Annotated in this window: 27 protein-coding genes; 12 read left to right on the top strand and 15 right to left on the bottom strand. The window is 33.7% G+C overall.

Annotated features, from left to right (window positions below; genetic code table 11):
• The first annotated feature begins 107 nt into the window (after window positions 1-107).
• Window positions 108-413, top strand: coding sequence for a hypothetical protein (locus ACMGGO_RS16130; protein WP_048391191.1), 306 nt, complete (start codon window positions 108-110; stop codon window positions 411-413).
• A gap of 4 nt (window positions 414-417) precedes the next feature.
• Here the strand turns inward: ACMGGO_RS16130 and ACMGGO_RS16135 are convergent, their stop codons facing one another.
• The 5 genes from ACMGGO_RS16135 to ACMGGO_RS16155 all read right to left on the bottom strand — a co-directional run bounded on the left by ACMGGO_RS16135 (window position 418) and on the right by ACMGGO_RS16155 (window position 4,644).
• Window positions 418-1,929, bottom strand: coding sequence for a sensor histidine kinase (locus ACMGGO_RS16135; RefSeq protein ID WP_054550640.1), 1,512 nt, complete (start codon window positions 1,927-1,929; stop codon window positions 418-420).
• Window positions 1,913-2,614 carry a response regulator transcription factor gene (locus ACMGGO_RS16140; RefSeq protein WP_048391196.1) on the bottom strand — a complete coding sequence of 234 codons (702 nt, stop codon included), beginning with the start codon at window positions 2,612-2,614 and terminating at the stop codon, window positions 1,913-1,915. Before ACMGGO_RS16140 ends, ACMGGO_RS16135 begins: the two co-directional genes overlap by 17 nt.
• Before the next feature lie 53 nt (window positions 2,615-2,667).
• A complete protein-coding gene (locus tag ACMGGO_RS16145) occupies window positions 2,668-3,255 on the bottom strand; it encodes a DedA family protein (protein WP_420282050.1) in 588 nt (195 codons plus the stop codon).
• Window positions 3,255-3,827, bottom strand: a complete 573-nt coding sequence (locus ACMGGO_RS16150) for a class I SAM-dependent methyltransferase (RefSeq protein ID WP_054550638.1) — start codon at window positions 3,825-3,827, stop codon at window positions 3,255-3,257. Before ACMGGO_RS16150 ends, ACMGGO_RS16145 begins: the two co-directional genes overlap by 1 nt.
• A 451-nt stretch (window positions 3,828-4,278) precedes the next feature.
• Window positions 4,279-4,644, bottom strand: coding sequence for a hypothetical protein (locus tag ACMGGO_RS16155; protein WP_420282051.1), 366 nt, complete (start codon window positions 4,642-4,644; stop codon window positions 4,279-4,281).
• Between the two features lie 285 nt (window positions 4,645-4,929).
• On the opposite strand from ACMGGO_RS16155, the gene ACMGGO_RS16160 reads away from it, so the two are divergent.
• From ACMGGO_RS16160 to ACMGGO_RS16175, 4 genes are all read left to right on the top strand, one after another.
• Window positions 4,930-5,829: a hypothetical protein gene (locus tag ACMGGO_RS16160; RefSeq protein ID WP_048391199.1), complete on the top strand. Its 900-nt coding sequence runs from the start codon at window positions 4,930-4,932 to the stop codon at window positions 5,827-5,829.
• A gap of 137 nt (window positions 5,830-5,966) precedes the next feature.
• The gene (locus ACMGGO_RS16165) at window positions 5,967-6,602 is read left to right on the top strand and encodes a TetR/AcrR family transcriptional regulator (protein WP_374805601.1); all 636 of its coding nucleotides are present in this window, start codon (window positions 5,967-5,969) and stop codon (window positions 6,600-6,602) included.
• A gap of 21 nt (window positions 6,603-6,623) precedes the next feature.
• A complete protein-coding gene (locus ACMGGO_RS16170; protein WP_233436359.1) occupies window positions 6,624-7,505 on the top strand; it encodes an ABC transporter ATP-binding protein in 882 nt (293 codons plus the stop codon).
• 2 nt (window positions 7,506-7,507) lie between these two features.
• Complete coding sequence (locus ACMGGO_RS16175) at window positions 7,508-8,305, top strand: ABC transporter permease subunit (protein ID WP_175400711.1); 798 nt, start codon at window positions 7,508-7,510, stop codon at window positions 8,303-8,305.
• 40 nt (window positions 8,306-8,345) lie between these two features.
• Here ACMGGO_RS16175 and ACMGGO_RS16180 read toward each other — a convergent pair whose 3' ends face one another.
• The 9 genes from ACMGGO_RS16180 to ACMGGO_RS16220 form a co-directional block, all read right to left on the bottom strand.
• Window positions 8,346-8,942, bottom strand: a complete 597-nt coding sequence (locus tag ACMGGO_RS16180; RefSeq protein ID WP_420282052.1) for a TetR/AcrR family transcriptional regulator C-terminal domain-containing protein — start codon at window positions 8,940-8,942, stop codon at window positions 8,346-8,348.
• Between the two features lie 251 nt (window positions 8,943-9,193).
• Window positions 9,194-9,868 carry a FadR/GntR family transcriptional regulator gene (locus tag ACMGGO_RS16185; RefSeq protein ID WP_233436316.1) on the bottom strand — a complete coding sequence of 225 codons (675 nt, stop codon included), beginning with the start codon at window positions 9,866-9,868 and terminating at the stop codon, window positions 9,194-9,196.
• Between the two features lie 25 nt (window positions 9,869-9,893).
• Window positions 9,894-11,201, bottom strand: a complete 1,308-nt coding sequence (locus tag ACMGGO_RS16190) for a TRAP transporter large permease (protein WP_420282053.1) — start codon at window positions 11,199-11,201, stop codon at window positions 9,894-9,896.
• A gap of 4 nt (window positions 11,202-11,205) precedes the next feature.
• The gene (locus ACMGGO_RS16195; RefSeq protein WP_112117607.1) at window positions 11,206-11,682 is read right to left on the bottom strand and encodes a TRAP transporter small permease; all 477 of its coding nucleotides are present in this window, start codon (window positions 11,680-11,682) and stop codon (window positions 11,206-11,208) included.
• A gap of 10 nt (window positions 11,683-11,692) precedes the next feature.
• Window positions 11,693-12,709 carry a TRAP transporter substrate-binding protein DctP gene (gene dctP / locus ACMGGO_RS16200; RefSeq protein ID WP_112117606.1) on the bottom strand — a complete coding sequence of 339 codons (1,017 nt, stop codon included), beginning with the start codon at window positions 12,707-12,709 and terminating at the stop codon, window positions 11,693-11,695.
• A gap of 67 nt (window positions 12,710-12,776) precedes the next feature.
• Entirely contained in the window at window positions 12,777-13,778 is a 1,002-nt protein-coding gene (locus tag ACMGGO_RS16205; protein WP_112117605.1) for an aminopeptidase, read from the bottom strand.
• Window positions 13,775-14,251, bottom strand: coding sequence for a RidA family protein (locus tag ACMGGO_RS16210; protein ID WP_328016431.1), 477 nt, complete (start codon window positions 14,249-14,251; stop codon window positions 13,775-13,777). The genes ACMGGO_RS16205 and ACMGGO_RS16210 overlap by 4 nt, the downstream gene beginning before the upstream one ends.
• Window positions 14,252-14,260: 9 nt before the next feature.
• Window positions 14,261-15,691, bottom strand: coding sequence for an aldehyde dehydrogenase family protein (locus ACMGGO_RS16215; RefSeq protein WP_313871575.1), 1,431 nt, complete (start codon window positions 15,689-15,691; stop codon window positions 14,261-14,263).
• Window positions 15,688-16,602 carry a 5-dehydro-4-deoxyglucarate dehydratase gene (locus ACMGGO_RS16220; protein WP_112117602.1) on the bottom strand — a complete coding sequence of 305 codons (915 nt, stop codon included), beginning with the start codon at window positions 16,600-16,602 and terminating at the stop codon, window positions 15,688-15,690. The genes ACMGGO_RS16215 and ACMGGO_RS16220 overlap by 4 nt, the downstream gene beginning before the upstream one ends.
• A gap of 1,335 nt (window positions 16,603-17,937) precedes the next feature.
• Here ACMGGO_RS16220 and ACMGGO_RS16225 point away from each other — a divergent pair.
• From ACMGGO_RS16225 to ACMGGO_RS16250, 6 genes are all read left to right on the top strand, one after another.
• Window positions 17,938-18,666 (top strand): ABC transporter ATP-binding protein, encoded by a 729-nt coding sequence (locus ACMGGO_RS16225; RefSeq protein WP_420282054.1) that lies wholly within the window; start codon window positions 17,938-17,940, stop codon window positions 18,664-18,666.
• Window positions 18,663-19,679 carry an ABC transporter permease gene (locus ACMGGO_RS16230; RefSeq protein WP_328012143.1) on the top strand — a complete coding sequence of 339 codons (1,017 nt, stop codon included), beginning with the start codon at window positions 18,663-18,665 and terminating at the stop codon, window positions 19,677-19,679. Before ACMGGO_RS16225 ends, ACMGGO_RS16230 begins: the two co-directional genes overlap by 4 nt.
• Window positions 19,680-19,838: 159 nt before the next feature.
• Complete coding sequence (locus tag ACMGGO_RS16235; protein WP_328012145.1) at window positions 19,839-20,711, top strand: ABC transporter ATP-binding protein; 873 nt, start codon at window positions 19,839-19,841, stop codon at window positions 20,709-20,711.
• Between the two features lie 18 nt (window positions 20,712-20,729).
• The gene (locus ACMGGO_RS16240) at window positions 20,730-21,428 is read left to right on the top strand and encodes an ABC transporter permease (RefSeq protein ID WP_420282055.1); all 699 of its coding nucleotides are present in this window, start codon (window positions 20,730-20,732) and stop codon (window positions 21,426-21,428) included.
• Window positions 21,429-21,460: 32 nt separating this feature from the next.
• Window positions 21,461-22,180, top strand: coding sequence for a response regulator transcription factor (locus ACMGGO_RS16245; RefSeq protein ID WP_115673491.1), 720 nt, complete (start codon window positions 21,461-21,463; stop codon window positions 22,178-22,180).
• Window positions 22,181-22,189: 9 nt separating this feature from the next.
• Window positions 22,190-23,632 (top strand): sensor histidine kinase, encoded by a 1,443-nt coding sequence (locus ACMGGO_RS16250; RefSeq protein ID WP_420282056.1) that lies wholly within the window; start codon window positions 22,190-22,192, stop codon window positions 23,630-23,632.
• 13 nt (window positions 23,633-23,645) lie between these two features.
• Here the strand turns inward: ACMGGO_RS16250 and ACMGGO_RS16255 are convergent, their stop codons facing one another.
• Window positions 23,646-24,404, bottom strand: a complete 759-nt coding sequence (locus ACMGGO_RS16255; protein ID WP_420282057.1) for a DUF4184 family protein — start codon at window positions 24,402-24,404, stop codon at window positions 23,646-23,648.
• Between the two features lie 159 nt (window positions 24,405-24,563).
• On the opposite strand from ACMGGO_RS16255, the gene ACMGGO_RS16260 reads away from it, so the two are divergent.
• Window positions 24,564-25,322, top strand: coding sequence for an ABC transporter ATP-binding protein (locus tag ACMGGO_RS16260; RefSeq protein WP_112117594.1), 759 nt, complete (start codon window positions 24,564-24,566; stop codon window positions 25,320-25,322).
• The last annotated feature ends 3 nt before the right edge of the window (window positions 25,323-25,325 follow it).

A 25,325-nucleotide genomic window follows, 5' to 3' on the forward strand; every position in this document is an offset into this window, starting at 1 on the left:
AAACAAAAAAAACATGAAAAAATCTTCAATCAGATTTTCACATGTTTTCTTTTGACGACTGAATGCATTTCCATTAGGCTGTACTTAGACACTGAAGGGAGTTTTCTATGGATATTTTTATAGCTAGTAACCGCCAATTACCGATCCGCTACTATGTGCAGGAAGCAATTTGGATTCGACGTGGTGGCAGTATTAAGCTGCCAGATTTAACACTGCCATTTTTCGTTGAGGTAGAGATTAAAAATCAATATAATTTACATATCATTGCAGATTATATTATGGACTTTCAACGACAATACAAGCATACTGAAATCCAATTATTAATCAGAAACACAGCTACCCTAGCAACCCTGCAAGACATGCTGTCACATCATACACAAACACAACATGCCATTACTATTCTTCCATTGTAGTCAGTTATGAAGCTGCTAACGGCAATGTGATAATAAAGTACAGTGTCTCGTTTTTGTATTTTGCGTGAATCGTTCCTCCGTGAAGCTCCACTATGCTTTTCGCAATCGCTAGTCCAAGCCCTGAGCCCTCGGTTACATTTGTTCTCGATTGATCTTTTTTATAAAATCTCTCAAATAAACTAGCAAGCTCCACCGATGTAAAGGCATCACTTTGATTCGCTACACAAATACGCACATGGTTTGCTTGTCCTTCAAGGGAAACCATAATTTTTCCTTCAGCAGTACTATAATTGATCGCATTGATGAGAAGATTATCAAATACTCGTACAATCTTTTCCGAATCCAGCGCAGCAAAAATTCGATTCTCTGGAAAATGTTTTATAAAAATACGTTGTTTCTCCTCTGCTAACGGTACTAATTCCTCCATTAGTTGTTCGAGCAGCTCATTTACACAAACTTGTTGTCGCATTAAAGTATTTTTATCATTCGTGAGCTTAGTATATTCAAATAAATCGTCTATTAAATTTTTTAATTGTTCGGATTTAGAAAAGGCTATTTTCAAATATTCGTCATATTGCTCTTTTGTCTCATACTTCTCTTCTCTTAATAAACGCAAATAACCCATGATTGAGGTAAGAGGTGTTCTAAGGTCATGTGAAACATTTGTAATAAGCTCGTTTTTTTGTTGCTCAATTTTCCTCTCCATCTCGATACTTGTCATAATTTCTTCTGCCATTTGATTAACATTATCCGTTAGTGAAGCAATTTCATCTTGGCCTTTTTTCTCAATACGAAAGGCTAAATTTCCTTTTGCGATTTCCATAACCCCCTCTGCTAATGCCTCAATTTGATTCATTTTGCGTTTTGTTATCAAGAAAAATGATACGATAAACAACATAACACCAATGAAAAAAGGTATGGGACCTTCATTCGTACTTGTGATGGCTTCTCCTTGTGGAAGCCCACTAACAAAGAAGTAATAATTTTTATCTTGTAAAGTTAGTGGCACTAATGTAGTAAACTCTTCACGAGAAGTTTCGATCATATGATAGGCATTTTCAAAAGGTTGATTCATTGTAAAGCCCATGACATGCCTTATTTCTTCATGCAAATCGATTTGTTGCTCTTTTACCTGCTTTGTTTTATATAAGATCTTACCTGCCTCATCTGTGACGACAATTTTGAATGCATTGTCCTCATTTTCTATTTTTCCATTTTCTTGATCGATCAATTCTCTTAGTGCTTCAACACTATTTTCTTGGGTTGCCAATGCTGCTGTATCCTGTGCATGATAATACATCATCTTCATACTACCACTATAATCCACAATCACTGTCTCATTGTTATTCTCAAAAAATGGCACTACTGCACGTGCCACTAAAAAACTGCCAAGTGCACATAATAAAAACGTTGTAAATAGTTGAATACGAATGCTACGTTGAATATTATTTTTTATTTTCGCACCAATTTGCTTCAGAAACCTTGGGAACTTTAAAAGCCTAAAGAACTTTTTCAACTTTATACCCTACTCCCCATACGGTTTTAATATATTGTGGATTCCTTGGATTTGCCTCAATTCGCTCTCTAATTTTTCGAATATGTACCATTACAGTATTTTCCGATTGAAATGCTTCCTCTTTCCAAACTTTTTCATAGATTTGCTCTGCACTCATGACAATGCCAGGGTTACTAACAAGCAATTCCAAAATAGCAAACTCCCTAGGTGTCAGCTTTACTCTTTCATTGTTAACAAAAACTTCATGTGTCGCTGTATTGATACGTAAATCGCCAACTTCCAGCTCCTCTCTATTGCTGCTATGTAAGCCACTCATTTTCAGATAGCGACGGAGCTGTGATTTAATGCGGGCAATTAGCTCTAACGGATTAAAGGGCTTAGTCACATAATCATCAGCACCTATCGTTAAACCACTAATCTTATCCATATCTTGAGATTTGGCAGTTAGCATAATAATAGGCATTTCTGCTATTTCTCTTACCTTCATACACATTTCAATGCCATTTACTTTAGGCATCATTAAATCCAATACAATTAAATGTACTTTATGCTTCTTTACTAACTGTAAGCCCTCTTCTCCATCACATGCCTCTAACACATGAAACCCCTCATTTTTCAAATAAATGCCTATCAGATTTCTTATCTCTTTTTCATCATCTACAATTAAAATTGTTTCATTACTCATCTAATCCCACCATTAATCAAATATTTTCCATTCATAATGCTCCTCCATTTTAGCTATTTTTTTATTTTCCGTATATAAAAATAATAAATACAGCTAACAGTCACGATGAATAACCCAAAGTACATACCATATTTCGTAGCAATCAAAGAAATATATTCAATTTGACTGCCAAATAATAAACCTAGTGTAAAATAAATCAATGTCCAGACAAAGCCTGTTGTATAGGAAAATAAGGCATATGTTTTAAAAGGCATATTATTCATTCCCACCAAGTAAGGGAGGATATGTCGAACAATTGGAATAAAGTAACTCAGGACTAATGCAAAGTGTCCATATTGATCTAACAATTCTTGTGATTTGGTTAAGTACTTTGCCTTTTTCTTTTTCACAAGTTTATCGAGTACACGATGACCAAATAGTTTTCCAAGTATAAATCCTAGAGAAAGCCCTGAAACAACGCCTAAATAAGTAAGTAAGAAAGATTTCCATATGACCAATTTTCCTAGCAACGATAGAAAACCACCACTCATGACAATCATTTCATCTGGTAGCGGCATGCCTATGATCCCTAGCCATAAACTAAAAAACAAAGCAAAATAGCCATATTGTTCAATAAATAATAAAAGATCCTTTAGCTCCATTAGCTGACCCTCGTATTTCCTAGCCTACAGCTCAATACATAGGCTGGTGGCATATTAATCCATACTTTCTCATGTGAAATATTCTGAAAATAGGTTTGGAAAAATGATTTTTTCACAAGTGAATATTGGAAAGTAATGAATTTTCCATTGTACAAACAATCCCTCACATTTCTTAAAATACAACACGATACTTCCGCCTTTAACGATGTAAATGGCAGTCCAGAAATAACATAATCTATTTTTTCGATATTCAAATCTGTCAAATATTGCTTCAAATTTTCTGCTGAACCATGGATCACTACAACATTGGCTACATGAGCAAATTGCCTACGCAGTTTCTCACAAAAAATCGCATTATGTTCAATGAGAACAAGCAATGTAGCTGGCTTTTTTCTTTTCACAAGCTCCTTTGTAAAGGCCCCCATCCCAGGGCCAAGCTCTATAATGCATTGAGCGGTCTCAAAGCAAATAGGTTGCACCATTTTATGCGCTAATTTCTTAGAACTAGGTGATATAGCGCCTATTGTTTTTGGATGCTTTATAAATTCAGTAAGGAAGGTGATGAGCTGCATTTAGTTGTCTCCTCGCTTTGCTTTCTTTATTGATGGTTTTAACTATAAAGAGACTTTCTTAAAGATTTGCAAGGAGAATTCTTAACTTTTTCTTAATAATTGACATTATTTAGTTAGTAGATCAACACGATCTCATACGGTGAAACAAAAAAGTCGCTCATTTTCATTCATGAGTGACTTAATTGCTTGATTTCTATATTCATCTTCATTTTTCTTTTTACACTCTTCATCCCTAAATGCTATTAAAATTCAATTTCATTGGTATTGAACTCACACACATTAATTCTATAGATGTAGCCTCCTCCCCATTCTTTATAACGTTCAAGTAACCGTTTCCCCAAGATGATTGATCGCAATATAATCTTCATTTTTAGCTGTATCAATAGTAATGATCATATTCCCCTCTTTTCTTATAAAGGCATGGTTCTTTCTTATACGACTTATTGTAATTTTAATCTTTTACTCTATGTCTCATGATTCCTTTTCTAATCCCTCTTATAATTAATTGCCCTAAAACATAAAAAAATGAAACAAAGATAATGGCTACATCTCTTCCAAAAGGCTTAAACCAACTTCCATCATCATCTATAAAAAAATGGCCTAACATTAAAGACAAAGCAGTCATCAAAAAATTTAGGACAATGAACAAAGGTAGATGATCATTTCTAGATACTGTGCCAACTCCAATAATGAAAAAAAGAAATAACGGAAATAAGAAGCTAGCCTCTTGGTTTGAGAGGTGGCTATTATACTCGTAAAAATGAAATAAAAACGGGAATGGAAATAGCGACAACATACTTTGAATAAATCTTTTCAATTCAGCTACACCTCCACAAAAATATAATATGAATATTTAAGTGTAATTTTACACTAATTATATTCTTTTATCTATAATAAATAAAATGTATAGGATGGTAATTCTTCTGTATTAACTTCCTCCTGAACATCAGTACAATTTCCCTTAAGATTCATAAAAGATTAAAAGGTACTTCGTTCTAATGACTATTTCCTACATAAAATAGGCATACAATTGCTGCCAATCGAATAGAAACCTATATAGGGAACATTTAGTCATGGGAAAAATAAAGTGGGGTGTGTAAGGATGCTTAAAGTAAATGATGCAAAAGAAATGGTACTTGAAATTGTGCAAGATGACCCATTGTTTGTGGCACTGCAACATACACCTTTAGAGGAAAACCTCTATAATGATGGGTATTTAGCAGAGATCGATGAATCGAAACACTATACAATTGCAGAAGTCGCGGGCTGGTTTGATATTACAGACGCCATGCTTCGCTACTATTTAAAACCGTTTGAACAGTATATTTTTGACAATGCTTCGCCCAATACAAATAGCAATATTCGTTTAAACCTACCTGCTATATTGAGATTGCGCATGATTTTATTATTGAAGGATGAGTATCGTGTAAGGGGGATTAAATTATTGCTAGGTATTGATGATAACGGTCAGTTGCTGAAACACCAAATTACCGCAACGACCATGGATTCTGAGGATTTATCACATAAAATCGATTTGCTTGGAAACGTCCTACAGCAAATGATTCAAACAGGTCTTTTTCAGATTTTGCCGAATGAAGAGCAAGGGACATTACAAGTTAACATTAATCAGGACTTTCTTGACAAAAACATTCAACGTCTTTCGACCGATTCTGTCCTTCAAGTGGAAGAAATTCAAAAAGAAACGTTGGAGCTAAAGCAGGAAAATGAGCATCTACAAAATCAAATTACCGAGCTGCAAGAAAATAGCGTGAAGGACATTGTCCAAAAGATTAGAGAGCGTCATATAGAAAATGAAATCGTTTCTACATTACGTACAGAAGCATTACAGCAATATTCCCAAAATCATAAAGTCGGTTTTTTCACCAAATTTTTCAAGTCCGCACAAATTGAAATGGACAAAGAGCAATTCGTTCTAAGCTATATTTCAAAGCATTTAGAAGAACGTTTAGAAATTGCGTTGAACAATTATTATGATAAGTAAACTGAAGCAATGGAGAGCATGAGTGAGACTATTGGAAATGGTCACAATCATGTTCTTTTTTATTTTCCCAAATCACATTGACCACAGTAGTCAATTTCTATATAATGGCATAAAATATGACGGAAAGGAGTAAAAAATTGTATCAAGCTTTTATGAATTTAACCGAAGAAAAGCGCCAAGCAATTATTAATGCTGCCTTAAGGGAATTTTCGCTCAATAACTATGCTACCGCTTCAACAAACAAAATTGTGAGCAATGCCAATATATCAAAAGGCATTTTATATCACTATTTTGGTAGTAAAAAAAATTTATATCTTTTCTTATATGACTATACAACTACTAAATTCTCCGAGGCACTTAATCGCCAAATTGATTTAGCAGAGTCTGATATTTTTAAGCGTTATGAACAGATCATGAAAATTAAAATTGATCTCATGAAGCAATATCATGCGCTGTTTGATTTTTTGAAAAAGGCCTATGCTGAAACAAGCTCTGAGGTACGAGATGAACTAAATCATTACAATGCCGCTTTTCAAAAAAATGCTTATGTAACTGCATTCGAAGGAATTGATACTAGTTTATTCCGAGAAAATTTGGATATCAAAAAGGCAATTGATACTATTCAATGGGTAACAGATGGTATCAGTCATCGTTATGAGGAAAGATTAAAAGCGCATGTAGATAATCAAGAGCTCTTTAATGAATTAATCGAGCAATGCATGGAAGAGGCTAGTGAATATTTTCTATTTTTGAAAACATTATTGTATCAATAAAATGGGGTGAGTGACGTGTCCATGATTGAAGTAAACCATTTAACTAAAAAGTTTGGCGATTTTTATAGTATACAAAATGTTCATCTACAAATTCCAAAGGGTGAAGTGTTCGGTTTTTTAGGACCAAATGGGGCAGGAAAATCCACAACCATACGCCATTTAATGGGTTTTTTACAGCCAACTGAGGGCTCTTGTTTCATTAACGGTTTAAATTGTCGGGAGGCATCTGCAACCATCCAACAAGTTGTTGGCTATTTACCTGGAGAAATTGCGTTTATTGATAAAATGACGGGTAAGCAATTTATTCACTTTATTGCTAAGTTAAGAGGGATGAATGATTACACCCATGCCGAGGAATTAATGCATTTCTTTGAATTAGATGCTTCTGGGCTCATAAAAAAAATGTCGAAAGGTATGAAGCAGAAGGTTGGTTTAGTTTGTGCCTTCATGCATCATCCCGAAATTGTCATTCTAGATGAACCTACTAGTGGTTTAGACCCGCTCATGCAAACCAAATTTATTGAATTCATTTTAGCTGAAAAGGACAAAGGAACGACCATTTTCATGTCCTCTCATATGATTGAAGAAGTAGAGAAAACTTGTGATCGTGTAGCGATTATTAATGCAGGTAAAATCGTGGCGACTGAAACCATTACAGATTTAAAGAAACGTAAGTCTAAAAAATACATGCTTGAGTTTCAAGATGAGCAAGAGCTCACTCGCTTCCTTGATGAGGAATATGTACTTGAACGTATCTCTTCTACAAAAGTTATGATTACTATAATGGGAGACCTTCAAGCATTTCTCCATACGCTATCTAACTATAAAATTATAGACTTAGACGTTATTTCCCAGTCACTAGAAGATATTTTTATGCATTATTACGAAAGTGGAGGTGCTTAATCATGAATTTTACCTTATTCAAGCATGAGTTATTTGCCTCTCTTAAACTATTCACCATAATTATCGGAGTACTAATGCTATATATTGTCAGTGTAATTTATATGTATAACCCAGAAATGACGGATACACTAAAAAAATTAACAGAAACAATGCCTGAGATGATGGCAGCCTTTGGTATGACCAGCATTGGCGATACCTTGATAGAATTTCTCTCCACCTATTTATATGGATTTTTATTAATGATTCTTCCTTTGGTATTTTCTATCATGTTAGCCAATAAGCTCATCATGGGCTATATTGATAATGGTTCGATGGCATACTTAATCGCTACACCGAATACACGTTTTAAAATTGTCTTTACACAAGCACTATTTTTGATCATCAGCCTTTTTACACTCCTTGCTGTTACTACGTTGGTCATGATTGTCTTTGCAGAAATATTATTCCCTAATGAGCTGGACATAACGGCCCTACTGCTGTTAAATTTCGGGCTATTTTTATTGCACTTTGCCATTAGTGGATTCTGTTTTCTTATGTCTTGCAGCACGAAAGATTTAAGAACATCCTATGCCTATAGTGCTGGCATTCCCATTGCCTTTTATCTGATTGAGGCACTGAGCAATATGGGTGGTTCACTAGACAAATTACAATACATTACAATCTATTCATTGTTCGATTCCGTTCAATTAATCCAACAAAATAGCTCTTGCTGGTGGATGCTAGGTACACTTTTCCTCATTGGCTTGCTTTGCTATAGTCTAGCAATTCGTTTTTTTGTAAAACGAGATTTACATCTCTAAATTTCTAGCCGCTACAGATCCAGTGCTGTAGCGGTTTTCATTAAATAGTACCTACTATATTTCCTAAAAAACGTATTAATCGAAAATGTAGAGCGACCATTTCTTCTACCGTTAAGTTCTCGTTCCCCTTGTCCAACCACTCCTGAATGACCCCTAAAATGGCAGATGCAATAAAGGCTTGTAAGTATTGTTGAAACTCTGGATCTTGTGCTTCCTTGCGTATAAGCGATAATCTGTCCAAAATATGACTCCCAAAGATCATTTTCACCTTTTGTGTAAAGCTAGGGCTCCCCTGCTCTCCTAATAACATACGAAAAGCTGGTGCATGCTCTTTTATACACGTTATCACCTTGATAAATGGCTGATAGAGTTGCCCCATTTTTAACGTTTGAAAAGCATCCAACGGCTGAACATGTTTGACATAGCGCTCTAACTCCATTAATAGCTCTTGCTGCAAATCCTCCATCACATCATATTTATCTGAATAATGTAAGTAAAACGTGCCACGATTAATTTCAGCTACAAACGCTAAATTCTTTACAGTCACACGCTCAAAGCCTACCTCCTCTACTTGTTGGATAAAAACATTTTTAATGGCTTGCTTCGTTTCAAAATTCATTTTTTCATGCACAGACATATTTTCCTCCATTTACCAAGAGAATAAGGTTGTCAATCAAAAACAATATTACCCATTTTTCAAAGAGGATATTAAATTTACCATCATATCCAATACTTATCTTCTCGATACTTTAACAAAGATATATTCAGCATTTTCTATATACAATTTGCAAAAACGACATGTATTTTTTCATATTAAAGCATAAAAGGCTGTTTAGAATATATATTCTAAACAGTCTTTTATGCTATTTCAATCGTATATTGACTATATTATTGCTTGGTTTTTAGAACTTTGTTTTTAACAAAATTTAAATGTTCCCACATAGCTAAATATGCTTGAACAGGATCTCGAGCACACAACGCTTCAAATATTTTTATGTGATGCTTAACTGTAATCTCTCTGTCTCTTGTTTTAATCAAATTATCAATTTCTTCATGTGCAGCTAATAACGATTCTATCATCCCTTCTAAAATCGGATTATCTACACTTAAAGCAATAATTCTATGAAATTCCTTGTCTTGTTCACCATAGCTATCTTCAATAGATTCTTCAATATTTTTAATTGTGAGGGCTAATTTATCTAAATCAACTTGAGAAATTTTATTTGCAGCAACGGTTACAAAACCCAATTCTAATACCATTCTAGCTTCAAATAAAGCTTCATGGTTTAAAGAATTTATAGAAAGCATTGTTTTGAAAGGCGAGCTACCAACTCTCTTGTTGACAAATGTTCCTCCTCGTGGACTTTTATTGATAATCTCTAACGCTTCTAAAGAACTTAATGCCTCTCTAATTACAGGTCTACTTACTCCGAGTATCTCCATTAATTCAAGTTCTGTTAATAGTTTTTCACCTGGCTTAACATCTCCTTTTTCGATTAATTTAACAATTTCATTGGAGACCTGTTTTGCTAATGTATTTCTTGTGACATTCGATAAATTCAAATTTAATACTCCTTTCCAGTATTCCTTACTTATATCCTACAAGTGAAGGGAGCCATTCCGATAGTGCTGGAATAAATGTTACAAGCATTAGTACAACAAATATTGCAACATAAAATTTCACCATATAAGGCAATACTTTCTCTAATTTTCTGCCACTTATTTTCAATCCTACAAATAAAATATTTCCTACCGGAGGGGTAATTGTACCGATTGATAAGTTGAATGTCATCATTATACCAAATTGCAAAGGAGACATACCTAAAGAAACACAAATAGGCAACAGAATTGGAGTGAAAATTAAAATTGCTGGTGTCAGATCCATAAACATACCAACAATTAAAAGCAAAATGTTGATACAAATTAAGATAATTAGTGGGTTCTCTGATATTCCTAACATTATATTTGATAACAGTGCTGGAATTTGAGTATATGACATCACCCATGCTAATACGCCAGATGTACCTACTAAAAACATAATTACAGCAGATAACTTTGCACTATCAATAAAAATGTTAAATAATTCGTTTAAATTAATCGTCTTATAAAAGAAAAGTGACAAAATAACACTATAAATAACAGCCATAACCGAAGCTTCTGTTGCAGTAAAAATCCCTGAAATTATCCCACCAATTATAATAATTATTAGCATTAAACTAGGTATAGCTTTAATAAATACTGATAATATTTCACTCCCCGAATGTTTTTGTATTTGAACATAGCCTTTTTTTCTAGCAATAAAATAGGCAACTATAATACAGCTAATTCCCCATAATATGCCAGGTACTACTCCCCCTAAAAACAACGCAGCAACCGAAGTACCTCCACTAGCCAAGGCATATGTAATTAATGCTGTACTTGGTGGAATCAATAAACCAGTTGGCGCAGTAGAAACATTTACAGCTGCCGAAAAATCTTCATCATAACCCTTTTCTTTTTGTACTGGTCCAAGCACTGAACCCATTGCCGAAGCTGCTGCTGTTCCAGAACCAGATACAGAACCAAATAACATATTTGCAACAATATTTGTATGAGCTAACGAACCAGGTATCTTACCAGTTAATACAGATGCAAAATTAATGAGCCTTTCAGCAATCCCACCTTTGCTCATAATATTTCCTGCTAGTATGAAGAATGGAATTGCTAATAAGGTAAAAATATTTATTCCTTGAAAAACTTTTAAAGTTGAAGCTGGTAATGCACCATTGAATCCTATAGATTGAATTATCCCCAGTAAAGATGAAATTAATATTGCTACTGCAATTGGCGTACCAATTAACAATAATATTAGTAATGATAGTAAAATTATTATGGAAGTTATAATCGAAATTGTCACATTATCACCCCTGTTTTAATTTTTTTGTGATAGTCTCGTAAATATTACAAATACATATGATTAACAAAATTACGCCCATAATGGGAAAAATAGAATATACGTAACTTAAAGGTATATTTAAAGTAGGTGATATTTGCAAACTACCAACGTCGATTAGCTTAACCCCTCCATAAATGAATATTAATATACTAGTAACTAACACTAGTATATTAGTAATAATGTCAAAAAGGTTTTGTATTTTAGAACTCATTTTGTCATAAAGAAAATCAATATTCATATGCCCTTTATCTGTAAATAGCACAGTAGCACCTATTAAAGAAAGCCAAACAAACGAATAACTAAGTAGGTCCTCTGAAATTGTGCTTGGAGCATTGAAAACATATCTTGCAACAACTTGATATGTAGCTAAAAGTGTCATAAAAATAAATAATACACCTAAAACATAAGACATTATTTTGTTAATTACATTATTTATCTTCATAAATTACCTCCTATTCACCTTGAATCTTTTGTACCAACTTAAATAAATTTTGGAGTTCTTCACTTGAGGCTAGAAGCTTGTCTCTAACCGGTTTTTGAGCTTCTATAAATGAAGTCTTATCTACATCGATAAATTCAACACCCATTTCAATAGCTTCTGCACGTAAATTTTGGATTTGTTTATCCCATTCTTTCACTTGAACTTCATTAACTAATTTATAGGCATTCTTGAAAAGATCTTCGTCCTCTTTAATACGATCCAAAAATTTTGTGTTTGCAATAAGGATATCTGTGAAAATTTGGTGCTCTGTTTTTGAATAATATTTTGCCACTTCTCCATGTTTCATTTGTACTAAAGCTGTTTCTGGATTCGTTCCTACATCTATAACTTTGTTTTGTAATGCCGTATATACTTCTCCATATGCTAGAACAACTGCTGCTGCATCAAAACCTCTAACCATATTCACATTTGCTTCACTTGCTTGGACACGAACTTTTAAACCTTTTAAGTCTTCTGCATTTTCAATTTTCTTTGGGGAATAAAAATTGTTTACACCATTCGCAAACCATTGAACCCCTTTTATATTTGCATTTAATGTGGAATTATAAATTTTGTTTACGAAGTCCTCATTTTGCATAACTTTCCGAAAACTTCTCTCATCTTTAAATAAGTATGGAATTCCAAAAATTTTATAAGCATCAGAATATAACTCCAAATTACTGCCACTTGTTGCTACCAAATCTAATGTATCAAACTGTAATAATTCTAAAGTTTCACTATTTCCTCCCATGACGCCATTTCCAAAAATTCGAACTTCATATTTATTATTACTTTTGGATTCAATATATTTTTTCATTTTATTTAAAGCGATTGTGATTGAATGATTGTCCGGTTGGACAGTTGCTACTCGGATAATTATTGGTCCCTTTGAATTTTCTATTGCTTTTTCATTTGAACAAGCTACTAATAACACACATACTACTAATAAAGCGCTTACAAATATGTGAAATTTCTTTATTCCACCCATCAAATATCCTCCTAGTTATAAAATAAAGGCACAATGATTCACATTGTGCCTTATTAACAAATACAAATTAAACTCTCAGTTCACCTTTTTCCATAATGAGTTTACCATCGATTTCAATTGTTATTTCTTTCATAACCATATCTAAATGTAAAGGGGAGTCAATTACGCCACCAAAATTCAAATTTTTTCCTATGCCTATATGAATATTACCAAAAGAACCTTCATCAGGAGCCATATGACCACATAGATAATTTTTGTCATTTAAACCTAAACCTAGTTCTGCAATATTATAAACAGATGGATCATTATAAGAATCTAACATTTCTTTTAAAATTTCTGCTTCCTTCCCACCAGAAATTTCTATAATATAACCATCTTTTACTTCACAATAAATTGGATCCTTAATTAAATTCAACCTCGGATGTGGAATACTTCCGTCAATTACGATTAACCCGTTAGCAGTATCTTCTACAGGACCTAAAGCTACTTCAGCATTTGGTGGAAATGAAGCAGAACCTGGAGTTTTGGATGTTCCATAATCAAAAACTGGTTTTCTCCCTTCTATGCTACAAACTAGGTTTGTCCCTCCTGTTGAGGTTAATTTAAATGTTTTTCCTTGATAATGTTCTGATACCCTATTAATGACTCTTTCAACTTCATTAAAATCTGCTGTTAATCCACCTTTTTCAAACATGTGTAATGCATAATCTTGTAATCCTACCCAGCGTAATCTATTCTTCTTACTAGTATCTAATCTTGCTTTTGAATGATACAGTGACATAGTGGTTGCGCCAAATGCAACATCACAATTTTCCAATGCACCTCGAACTGGTTCTGATGGTTCCTCACCATGCCCACTTCTTGCCTCCATAATAATCATTGAAGTATCAAAATAGCGTTTAGCAAATTTATAGACAAATTGACCAATTTCTAATTTATTATCGTCAGTAATGATTAATACTTTTTCGTTTGGCTGTAAATTCGTAACACTAGTAAATAATTGTCTTATACCTACTGGCACATCCTCTTCAAATTGAATCGTCGTTAATTGGTTTTTTACTTCAATCATTCAATCTCCTCCAAAATTTTTAATATCATTTCTACTTCTACTGACGTATTTCCTGGTAAAACATTGACACCAACTGTTGTTCTAGTATGAGTACCTTTTTCCTCGAAAATTTCATACAATTTATCTGTCAAATAATCCGAAATTTCAGGTAATTCATTATATAAAGAGTCTTCAATTGCTACATAACATTTAATATGAAGAAATGATTTAATGTTATCTAATGATTTAATCTCATCTTTTACTGTAGCTAAACAATTAAATAAAGCACAGACCATCGCTTCTTTGGCTTGAGACACTGTTACTTCTCTGCCAACAATACCAGGAAAAAGTAATTCATTTTTATATTTTGCAGCATGCCCTGATACATATATTGTATCTATGTCAGTAATAATAGCTGCAAATTTTTTGTTACCATCCCGCTTATAATTTGTTAAGTCAAATCCCAATTGTTTAATTTTAGCTTCTATGTTCATTTGTGGTCCTCACTTTACAAAAACAGTTTTTATTGACGTATAGAATTCAACGGCTGCTCGTCCTTGTTCGCGTGAATGGGAACTAGATTCCTTCATTCCTCCAAACGGAGCTTGTAATTCAACTCCTGAAGTTTCTGAATTAATTCGGACCATACCACATTCAATATCACGGATAAACATCAGAATTTCATTAATGTTTTCTGAATAAAGTGAAGCGCTTAACCCATAAATACTATCATTACAAAGTTCTATTGCATCGTTTAGATTTTCAAATTTCATTAGTGCTAAAACAGGACCAAAGATTTCTTCTTGTACTATTTTTTCTTTGTTATTATAGATTTCAAAAATTGTTGGTTCAGAAAAATATCCTTTTGTATCTTCAAAGTTTCCTCCTACAAGTAAGGTATTTCCATTCGAAATAGCTTCTGTTACATATTTTTTTACAGTTTCATATTGATTTAAGTTACTACTCGGACCCATCCAACTATTTGGATTTATAGCATCACCCACATTAATATTTTTTATCTTTGTCAATATAGATGATTTTACTTTTTCATAAATTGATGATTGTACATAAACTCTACTACAAGCAGTACATTTCTGACCTGTAAATTTAAATGCACCGTTTAAAATTCCAGTTACAGCTAGCTCAAGATTAGCTTTTTCTGAAACTACTATTGGGTTCTTTCCTCCCATTTCAAGCTGGCACTTAATGCCTCTCTCGTTACAAATTTTACCGATATGTTTACCAACACCATTTGAACCTGTAAAAGAAATGGCATTTAAATGCTGATTGTTAAGTATTAAATCCCCTATTACCCTCCCCTCACCAGTAACTAAATTTAGTACTCCTTCAGGTAAACCCGCTTCATCAAAACACTCTACAATTTTAATAGCAGTTAATGATGCTTCCTTTGCTGGCTTCAGAACTACGGTGTTGCCAAAGATTAGAGCTGGTGCAGTTTTCCATAATGGAATTGCACAAGGGAAATTCCAAGGTGAAATGATACCAACAACCCCTAATGGTTCCCTCATAGTATACATTGTACCATCTGCATCTGAAGGGGGAATATTCTCCCCTATTGCTCGATATCCTTCCCCTGCAAAGTATCTTAAAATATTTACCCCTCTAATTACTTCACCCTTTGATTCATCAATTGTTTTACCGACTTCTTTTGAAAGTAAAGCGGCTATTTCATCTGCTTTTTCTAATAAAATTTGAGCAGTTTTATATAAATATTCTGCTCTTTGTAAATACGACAACCTTCTCCACTTTTTCTTCGCCTCATTTGCAAAATTGAATGCAGCATTTACATCTGCTTCATTAGAATTTTGATATTCGCCAAGCACTTCCTTAATATTCGATGGATTAACATTATATAAAGTTTCTTTTGAGTCGCTTGTCACCCATTGTCCATTTAGATAATTTTGTTTGATCATACACTCACCTTACTTACATAAATATTAGCAGCTTCAACAACCTCTTTTAATTGTTGATAATGCTTGTCCTTAACTGAGCTAATTGGACCTCGAACATTTAATCCTATTGATGGATTAATAATATTTATACCAGCTTTGATTAGAGATACTGCATATCCTTTTTCAGCTGTTCTAATTCGATGAATTGGTAAAATAAAATTTTCATAAATATGTTTTTCTTTTTCAGAATCACCATTAATAATAGCATCAAAATGTAATCGGGAAATTTTTGGTATATAATTTGAAATTGCTGAAGAATACGATTTAAATCCCATTTTATAATATGCTGACATAGTTACTTCGGCTAGTGGAAGACCGTTAATCCATTCAAAGCGATCTCCAAATGTGTGAACATATTCTAATACTTCTTCAATTTTCCCTACACCATCTTTGAAGCCAACTAGATTTTCATATTTAGATAATTCATTCAGCATTTGTATATCAACCCTACAATTATCTCGATGATAAATTATTACATCTAAACTAGTTGCTTGAATTAAATTTTCTAAATATAATTTTAGACCTTCTCTTGACGGTGAAATCAAATACGGTGGCATCATTAGGAATCCATCAATATTATATTTTTCCGCAATTAAAATTTGCTCCTGTGCAACTTGGACATTTCCACCAATTCCAGCGAAAATTTTAATCTTTTCATCTCGGTAACTAGAACCAACCTCTAACAACTTTTCATACTCAAAATTTGTAAGAGAATTATATTCTCCTGCACCACATGCTACAAAAATAGTCGTAATGCCATTCTCAATTAAAAAATCCATATTTTCCTTAAAAGAAATAATATCAATACTATTATCCTTATTGAAAGGTGTTACTGGGAAACCTAAAATACCTTTTAAAATACTATTTTTCATCTTTCATCCTCCTTTTTTCTAATTGTAATACAATTATAAATTAAGTCAATAATAATTTAAAAATATTCTGATTATTATAACCCTACTTTTTACTTATCTATTTAATTTAATATTCAAGCTGTCTATAAATTTAATTTTAAAGAAGTGATGCTATTAAAATAATAACTCCAAAAAAAAAAGAATTCGGAAATTGTTTAACTTCCAAATCCATATTTCGTTTTACTTAGGATGAGTAAACTTCTTTTAATTAATTACCATCAAGTAAAATAAAAAGACAGAATGATTCCATTTGGATAGAATGTAAGTTTTTATACAACCAATTACCAATGGTCGTCTATCTGATTATATAGCTTGTCACATAACAACATTCATGATAGTTAGTTACCTTTTTACATTCCCAATCCCGTATTACTTTACCTCTTAAGGGATGTGGTTTCACTTTTGTTCAAGGATACAACTGTTATACAGTCTGTCACAAAAGTCTTTCAAAGTAATTGTCGTCTCTTTAAAAAGAAAAACGGCTAGTAAAATCCAACGGTTTATAGATTTAATAAAAGCTTGTCTCTTATGAACAACTAACCGATTTATTGTGAAATAGCTGATAAACATTACATACTATCGCTGAGACGTCATTAACATGTGGCATACATGTCATCGTTGCACTTAAAACGAAACTCATCATTTATCAAGCAGGCGTTCCCCTACAGGTAAAACAATTTGCCAATTATATAGAGGAACGAACAAGATACTGATCTAGTGATGATCGGCCAAGAACAATACCGTGCGAATTGATATGAAGGTATTAAATGATATTGAATCTGGCGTTATCGTATTGCACTGGCCTGTGAACAAAGAAAAGCAACATAAACGTATGCATTGTTATTAAGTACTAATACAAAATTGCCACCCAAAATACTAGATCATTATAATGAATGCTGGGCGATTGAAACTTACTTTAAACAATTTTAGCTATTGTACAATTTACTTACTTGTTTTTAAATGCATCTATTAGAATACCTTTTCTGTCCCTATCATAACAGGCGACGTGTACCATTGAATTTGTATACACTGAACCTCTCATAGTACACATCACTTGAAAGAATCAAAATGAGGTACTAAATGAGATAGATCACATATCATCACTTTTCGATAAATTTTGTAATATAAAATACTTATTTAGAATTATTTAATCAAAATTCATTTTTTCATGCACAGACACATATTTCCCTCCATTTACTTAACACTTGCTGGCAAACTGTTGATTGTATTTGCTCACATGCTACCGTAAAATTTTTATCAAATCGACATTGTGTTCAGTGAAGGAGTGAGGACCATATGGGCAACCAGGTAATCTCTATTAAGTCTCTCGAAAAACGATTTCAACATAAGCAAGTTATTGCTCCCCTTTCTTTGGATGTTCCTAAGGGACAGTTAATGGGCTTACTCGGTCCGTCAGGCTGTGGTAAAACAACACTAATCAAAATGATTATGGGCATGCTGAAACCTGATAGTGGTACTATTCAAGTATTAGATTTGAATGTTCCTCATAAACAATTATTAAATGACATTGGCTATATGGCACAATCAGATGCACTTTATACAGATTTAACGGGAGAAGAAAATCTACATTTTTTTGCAAAGCTTTATTCACTATCTAAAGCGGAACGAATAGAAAGAGTAGCCTATGCGGCAAGCCTCGTTCGTTTAACAGATGACTTACGACAAAAAGTAGAAAATTATTCGGGGGGAATGAAACGTCGATTATCTCTTGCTATTGCCCTTATTCAAAATCCTAAACTACTCATTTTGGATGAACCAACGGTGGGGATAGATCCTGTCTTAAAAAAGGAAATTTGGCAAGAACTTATTCGTTTAAAAGATCAAGAACAAAAAACCATTTTAGTGACGACGCATGCGATGGATGAAGCGGAAAGATGTGATCAATTGGCCATGCTGAGAAGTGGACATATTATTGCACAGGGTACCCCACAAGAGTTAAAAGAACAATATCAAGCAAAAGACTTTGATGAGGTGTTTGTAAAAGCTGGAGGTGACGTTCAATGAGAATAGGTGCTATCATCACAAGAATCATCCAACAAATGAAAAGAGATAGACGGACACTTGCTTTATTATTTTTAGCCCCACTTCTTGTCTTATCCTTAATGTATTTTATTTTCAATAGTGAAGAGGCTTCCGTCACACTTGTGGTCTCTAATGCGCCCGCCCCATTGATCGACAAATTAAAAGAGACTGATTTTACCATTATCGTGGACAATGATTTTTCAAAAAAACAGCTACAAGATAAAGAGTATAATGGTTGGCTAGCAGTAGAGCAAAATGTTAGTAAGTTAACTTTATTAAATGATGATCCTTCTCTGGCAAAGGCTTTAACGATGCAACTTGCTCAAATCTTACAGCCTACACAAGCCTCTATAGGCAGTATGAAAACGGACTATGTTTATGGTGATCAGGATACGGCTATTTTTGATATATTTAGTCCTATGCTCATTGGCTTCTTTGTTTTTTTCTTTGTTTTTTTAATTACGGGCATTGCCTTATTAAAGGAGCGTACTTCTGGAACATTGGAGCGTTTACTAGCGACACCGATTAAACGTTCAGAAATTGTAGCAGGCTATATGGTTGGCTATGGTTTATTTGCGTTCCTGCAAACAATTATTATCGTCCTGTTTGGTATTTATGTGCTCGATATTGTCCATGTAGGCTCCATCTGGCTTGTCCTACTCATCAATATGATGGTCGCTCTTGTCTCGTTATCCTTAGGTGCGTTGCTATCTAGCTTTGCCGCTTCAGAATTTCAAATGATGCAATTTATTCCGCTTGTTATTGTTCCTCAAGTGTTCTTCTCGGGTATTTTCCCGCTGGATAGTATGGCGGAATGGCTTCAAAACATTGGGCGTATCATGCCTCTATACTATGCTGCGGACGCATTGAATGGTGTGATGTATAAAGGTTATTCACTTTCTGATATTATAGTGAATCTCAGCATTCTTGCTTGTTTTGCCATTGTTTTCATTATGTTAAATATTATCAGTTTAAAAAAATATCGTTCGTTGTAATCAATCCTTAAAAGTTCTGCTATTTAAAAAGCAGAGCTTTTTTATGTAACTGAAATAACTAAAAACAGGAAATATAACCAATTTAATTGAAGTGAATGGTCGATTTTCATTATAATTATTTTATGGAAAAGAATTATCCAAAAATAAAGGTGTGTGAAGATGACTACTATTTTGGAAGTACAAAACATCTGTAAACAATACAATGGGAAAAAAATTTTAGAGAATGTATCGTTTTCAATTGCGTCCAATCAAATCATTGCTCTAGTGGGGAAAAATGGTTCTGGAAAAAGCACTTTACTCAAGATTATTGCAGCATTCATTAAACCAGACAGTGGTTCTATTGTGAAGCATAAAACGTCTTTAAAAGTTGGCTATGTACCAGAAACAACTCCTTCTCATATTTTATTTACACCTCAAGAATATCTTTATCACATGGGCTGTATACGAGGTATGGCTAAAAAGCAGCTTTTGCAGAAGATAGAAGAATTACTTGATATGTTTCAACTAAAAGAGGAAAAAGATACAAGGATTGTCCATTTCTCTAAAGGGATGAAGCAAAAGGTGATGATTATGCAGGCGATGCTAGAAGAAACTGATCTACTGATAATGGATGAACCATTGTCAGGACTTGATGCCAAGGCACAAAATGATTTCGAACAAATCTTAGCTAGAGTAAGAAGCAAAGGACTCAGTATCCTCTTAACCTGTCATGAAACCAAATTACTCGAAAACCTTGTAGACTCCGTTTTACTTATTCAAGAGAATACGATCATTCAGATAGAGGGTTTCGATCGCAATCCAACGCATCGATTAATTTTTGAGATTGCTAGCCTATCATTACTCGATGAAATCATACCTTCGATAGAGATTCAACAACAACAACTTTTAGTGAATGGACATTATGAAATAGTGACGATTGTTCCAGCAAAGGATTCAGATCAAATTTTACTGAAATTATTACAACACAATGCTTCAATTAAATATTTAGCTACTGTCCACTACAAAAAAGAACAATTCTCTTCTCATTTTTGAAAGGAGGAATCGAAAAAGATGAGCAGTTTAGTACGTTATCAATTGATAAATTATTTAAGAACCTATCAATACGTTCCACCTTTTACAATCTTCATTCTATGTCTTATCGTTAATTATACTTTTGTCCCTAATCCAATATTAGATAGTTATTCATTTACATCTCTTGTGCTCTTTTTTTTAATGGGCTGGTTTACTGTTACATTATTTCATGCTGAAGATGAAGGACAAAAAATGATTACTACCCTTCATACGAGAAAAACAATAGACTACAATTTAGGGATATTCATCATTTGTGGGCTGCTTGCCTTTAGCCTAAGCTGTGTTTCTGTCATCTATCCAATCCTAATAGAGGCATTTTTTGAGAAGCCCAAACTATTACATATTTTACTAGGTTTCTTGTCTCATTTTAGTTTATCGTTACTTGCCATTGCACTCACTGCTTTATTTACTAGGGAACTCGTGAAAAATAGGCGAAATACGTGGTGGGGTGTAATAGGCATCCTTATTATTTCTGTCGTGATCGCTACTTTAAAAGATTCTATTCTAACTGGACTTCTTTGGTTACTTCCCCCTCTTCATTTTTCATTAAAAATGATGAGTGTGGGCGATCAAATTGAAGTTATACCCAACGTTTTTTATTGGCAATACACATGGATTATAATTTATGCATTCCTTATCATTGGTTTGTTTTTTTTCCTAGTCAACCGAAGAAAATGATTTAGACATCTTACTAAGGAGAGATAGTATGTATGAGCAACGGGAACATCAAAGTACTAATTGTTGAAGACGAAAATGATATAGCTAATATTATAAGGGACTACTTAAGTGTTAATCAGTTCGATTCACATATTGTTCGAACAGGTCATGAAGCAATCCATTATTTGCAAGAATCTAAACCTGATTTCATTATCCTTGATCTTTCTCTACCCGATTGTGATGGCATTGAAATATGTCGTAAAATCCGTGAAAACAGCAATGTTGCCATTCTTATTTTAAGTGCTCGAGGAAGTGATACAGATAAAGTACTGGGATTAGGTTTTGGAGCAGATGATTATATGACAAAACCGTTCTCTCTAAGTGAACTTGTCGCAAGAATTAACGCTCATTTACGAAGACAGGATAGATGGCTTCAGCATAATGGACGGCATATGGGAGGAGATGTCATTCACATAGATAATATGGTCATAAATAAACAGGAATATATTTTTTTACGTGATAGCAAGCCAATACCACTGTCAGCAAAAGAGTTTGAACTGCTATTTTTCCTAGCTAAAAATAGAAATCAAGTTTTCTCTAAAGGTCAGTTACTTGATGCCGTTTGGGGTTATGAGACCTATGGAGATGAAAATACAATTACAGTTTATATTAGAAGGCTTCGAGAAAAAATTGAAGTCAGCCCTTCTCATCCTGTTTATCTTCAAACGGTTTGGGGAGTTGGTTATAAATTCAGTACACCCAATCACTCATAGGAGAATCAAATGTACCTAAAAAATTGGATGAATAAGTGGTTATGGACTCTATTAATCTGTGTTGTATTATTGTTTATCGTTGTCCTTTCACTATACTTTGCAACAGAGACTTCTCAAGAAGAATCACAAGATAAATATGTTATTAATCAAATTCGTTTATTAGTAAATCCATTATTATTGTACATAGAAGATCATTTTCCAAATTTCGCATTAGATTCAGCTGTACGTAGCACGCTACAACAAATGAGTGATGACAAGAATATTGATATTACAGTAGTTCAACTAGATGGAACAGTAAGTTACACTTCAATTAAGAATGATGTTTCAACTACTATTCATATTAAACATGATATACATTATGATTTATTTACCTCACAACAAGAGCCTGGAAAGATTAATATAGCCTTTCCGATTATGAATGGAGAAAGCAATGAACAGATAGGTAATGCTATTTTTTCCCTGAACAAAGACATTCTCTTTCCTTTAAAACAGACTAATTCCAACTCGATTCTTTTATTAGTCTTTATTGGCTTCTTGAGCCTTTTGATCATTTGCCTTGCCCTATTCATAGTAAGGAAAGTTCATAAAGATATTTTAAAGCCTTTAGATGATCTAAAGGACAACACAGAGGAAATTGTAAAAGGAAATTACGAACAAATTACCATCCACTCGAAAATGGATGAGATTGGTGAATTGTATGCAGTATTTGATCAAATGCGATTAGAGATTAAACAGTTAGCCATCCAGCACAATGAACAAGAGCAAACTCAAAAGAAGCTCATTTCTAATATATCTCATGAAGTGAGAACTCCCTTAACCACAATCAAAGCATATTTAGACGCTATTTCAGAGGGTATTTGTCGAGATGAAGATTCGCTTATGGCCTATATTCAAATCATGCAGTCTAATACGGATAAGATGTCGAGGCTAGTTGATGATTTATTTATTCATACCTTAAAGGAGCTTGGTCATATCCCGATCCATTTAAAAGAACAATATAGCCAAGACGTTCTTACAAACATTCTGAAACCAATTCAATATTATGTCCAAACAACAAATATTCATTTTATAAGACCTACTAGTATTCCTAATGTCCTTATTCTAGTAGATGCTGATCGACTAGAGCAGGTGATCTCCAACCTTATTACCAATGCGTTAAAACATTCTTCTCATGAAGATACCATCACCATTACTACCTATATCGAAAATCAATCACTCTATATCCAAGTAATAGATACTGGTAATGGAATGCTTCCCGAAGATATGCCTTTTATTTTTGAACGTTACTTTAGAGGTCGGCAGCCTGGAAGTGAATCAGTCATTAAAAATGAAGGAGCAGGACTTGGCCTATCCATTTGTCAGCATATTATGGAAGCGCACCATGGGTCCATTTCATTTCATAGTAAGCCTAATGAAGGCACTACCTTTACACTTATACTCCCCATCTCGTAAAAAGACTCCCGTTTTAGGAAGTCTTTTTTTCTTTCAACGTTCTTTTCTTATATGCTAAAAAGAAAGAAAGGGTAAGTATACTACCAAAAAATGAATCGATAATACGGACAACCCATATTCCATAACTTCTTAAAGGAATGCCGTTAATAAGCTGCCATAGACATACATATCCGAGCGTTAAAACAGCTAGTAAACTCCAAAAGATGCGTTTTTTCCGTGGCGATATAGCTGGTATTTTTATATCTTTGCTTAAAGTTGCTCTGTAATATACATATCCAAAGATTAACACAATGCCAAACAAGGTACTCCCGTGTTGTAGAAATTTATAAATCGGTATTTGATAGCCAAAGAAAGTATATGTTTGAGTAAGAACTCGAAGTTTTGTCACCATAAGCCCATTTTGATGTGTAAATGAATCCCATATGACATGTGTTAACATGCCCAGCAATGCAGAGTAGCCAAAAACAAATACTTTCCAAATGTTATTTCCTGCAATTTGATGGCTTTCTGTAGCTTGTAAAAACTCTGGTAAATGGCTCATGATTGGCTGTTGGATAAACCGTTGATAAATCAAATAGATGAAAAGAACGAGTGGCAGATTGAATAAAAAGAACCCTACAAAGGTATGACCAATCTCCCCTATCGGCCGACCTCTTAAAAAATATTCAAAATCTGGAGCCATACTTCCTAAAACTAATGCAGAAAAATGAATATATTTACTTTTTCGAGAAAAAGGTAAGACTGCCGCTGGATGAGCAAATGTTAAGGGCATATCTCAAACCTCCTTATTTATTACATCTATTAAATCGCATATTATAACGTTTACTATTAAGAAAGGTTACTCTGTCTGTAAGAATTTATTAATAATTTCATAAGGACTTACTAATAATTACATATTACACTAAAGAAAATGAGTTAAGGAGGCCTTATCATGGAAAAAGAGATACTGATTCGAGCCCAAAATTTATGTAAAACCTATTCAACCGGCAGCGAACAATTCCATGCTATTAAGAATATGAATGTCGACATTTATAAAGGGGATTTCACCGTTATTATGGGGAATTCTGGTTCTGGTAAATCAACGCTTCTTTATCTTTTAAGTGGGCTTGATGCCCTTACAGCAGGAGAGGTTTATTTTCAGGGAGAAAAACTTGATACCTTTTCTGAACGAAAGTTAGCTACTTTGCGTTCACAGAAGGTTGGCTATATCTATCAAAGTAGCAATCTCATTCCAGATATGACGCTACTAGAGAATATTGCTCTTCCTGGATACATCGCGAAAAAAAATAAAAAAGAAGTCATACAAAAAGCGGAGCAACTACTAAGTTTAATGGGACTTGAAAAGCAACGAAATCGATTACCCTCTCAAACATCAGGTGGACAGCAACAAAGAGCTGCCATTGCTAGAGCGTTGGTCAACAATCCTGAAGTGTTATTTGCAGATGAACCTACTGGTAGTTTAAATTTTGATCAAGGTGTAGCAGTATTAGATACCTTAACGAATTTAAATAGAAATGGGCAATCCATTGTCATGATTACACATGATATGAAGGCAGCTTGTCGTGCGAATCGCCTAATCATCATTCAGGATGGAAAAATAGATGGGATCTTAAACTTTGAAAAATATGATCATACCAACATACAAGAACGGGAACACATTATCTTTTCTTATGTTGCCGGGAAGGAGTAAAAA

Source organism: Lysinibacillus sp. BNK-21 (assembly GCF_048684915.1).
In the GTDB taxonomy this organism is placed as follows: Bacteria; Bacillota; Bacilli; order Bacillales_A; family Planococcaceae; genus Lysinibacillus; species Lysinibacillus capsici.

Bases quoted from the DNA above. Each gene is read 5' to 3' on its own strand.
- ACMGGO_RS16175 (WP_175400711.1), top strand. From the start codon at position 7,508: ATGAATTTTACCTTATTCAAGCATGAGTTATTTGCCTCTCTTAAACTA.
- dctP (WP_112117606.1), bottom strand. From the start codon at position 12,709: ATGGGTGGAATAAAGAAATTTCACATATTTGTAAGCGCTTTATTAGTA.
- ACMGGO_RS16215 (WP_313871575.1), bottom strand. From the start codon at position 15,691: ATGATCAAACAAAATTATCTAAATGGACAATGGGTGACAAGCGACTCA.
- ACMGGO_RS16205 (WP_112117605.1), bottom strand. From the start codon at position 13,778: ATGATTGAAGTAAAAAACCAATTAACGACGATTCAATTTGAAGAGGAT.
- ACMGGO_RS16150 (WP_054550638.1), bottom strand. From the start codon at position 3,827: ATGCAGCTCATCACCTTCCTTACTGAATTTATAAAGCATCCAAAAACA.
- ACMGGO_RS16145 (WP_420282050.1), bottom strand. From the start codon at position 3,255: ATGGAGCTAAAGGATCTTTTATTATTTATTGAACAATATGGCTATTTT.
- ACMGGO_RS16245 (WP_115673491.1), top strand. From the start codon at position 21,461: ATGAGCAACGGGAACATCAAAGTACTAATTGTTGAAGACGAAAATGAT.
- ACMGGO_RS16180 (WP_420282052.1), bottom strand. From the start codon at position 8,942: ATGTCTGTGCATGAAAAAATGAATTTTGAAACGAAGCAAGCCATTAAA.
- ACMGGO_RS16230 (WP_328012143.1), top strand. From the start codon at position 18,663: ATGAGAATAGGTGCTATCATCACAAGAATCATCCAACAAATGAAAAGA.
- ACMGGO_RS16235 (WP_328012145.1), top strand. From the start codon at position 19,839: ATGACTACTATTTTGGAAGTACAAAACATCTGTAAACAATACAATGGG.
- ACMGGO_RS16250 (WP_420282056.1), top strand. From the start codon at position 22,190: ATGTACCTAAAAAATTGGATGAATAAGTGGTTATGGACTCTATTAATC.
- ACMGGO_RS16240 (WP_420282055.1), top strand. From the start codon at position 20,730: ATGAGCAGTTTAGTACGTTATCAATTGATAAATTATTTAAGAACCTAT.
- ACMGGO_RS16255 (WP_420282057.1), bottom strand. From the start codon at position 24,404: ATGCCCTTAACATTTGCTCATCCAGCGGCAGTCTTACCTTTTTCTCGA.
- ACMGGO_RS16225 (WP_420282054.1), top strand. From the start codon at position 17,938: ATGGGCAACCAGGTAATCTCTATTAAGTCTCTCGAAAAACGATTTCAA.
- ACMGGO_RS16195 (WP_112117607.1), bottom strand. From the start codon at position 11,682: ATGAAGATAAATAATGTAATTAACAAAATAATGTCTTATGTTTTAGGT.
- ACMGGO_RS16170 (WP_233436359.1), top strand. From the start codon at position 6,624: ATGATTGAAGTAAACCATTTAACTAAAAAGTTTGGCGATTTTTATAGT.
- ACMGGO_RS16140 (WP_048391196.1), bottom strand. From the start codon at position 2,614: ATGAGTAATGAAACAATTTTAATTGTAGATGATGAAAAAGAGATAAGA.
- ACMGGO_RS16220 (WP_112117602.1), bottom strand. From the start codon at position 16,602: ATGAAAAATAGTATTTTAAAAGGTATTTTAGGTTTCCCAGTAACACCT.
- ACMGGO_RS16260 (WP_112117594.1), top strand. From the start codon at position 24,564: ATGGAAAAAGAGATACTGATTCGAGCCCAAAATTTATGTAAAACCTAT.
- ACMGGO_RS16130 (WP_048391191.1), top strand. From the start codon at position 108: ATGGATATTTTTATAGCTAGTAACCGCCAATTACCGATCCGCTACTAT.
- ACMGGO_RS16160 (WP_048391199.1), top strand. From the start codon at position 4,930: ATGCTTAAAGTAAATGATGCAAAAGAAATGGTACTTGAAATTGTGCAA.
- ACMGGO_RS16210 (WP_328016431.1), bottom strand. From the start codon at position 14,251: ATGAACATAGAAGCTAAAATTAAACAATTGGGATTTGACTTAACAAAT.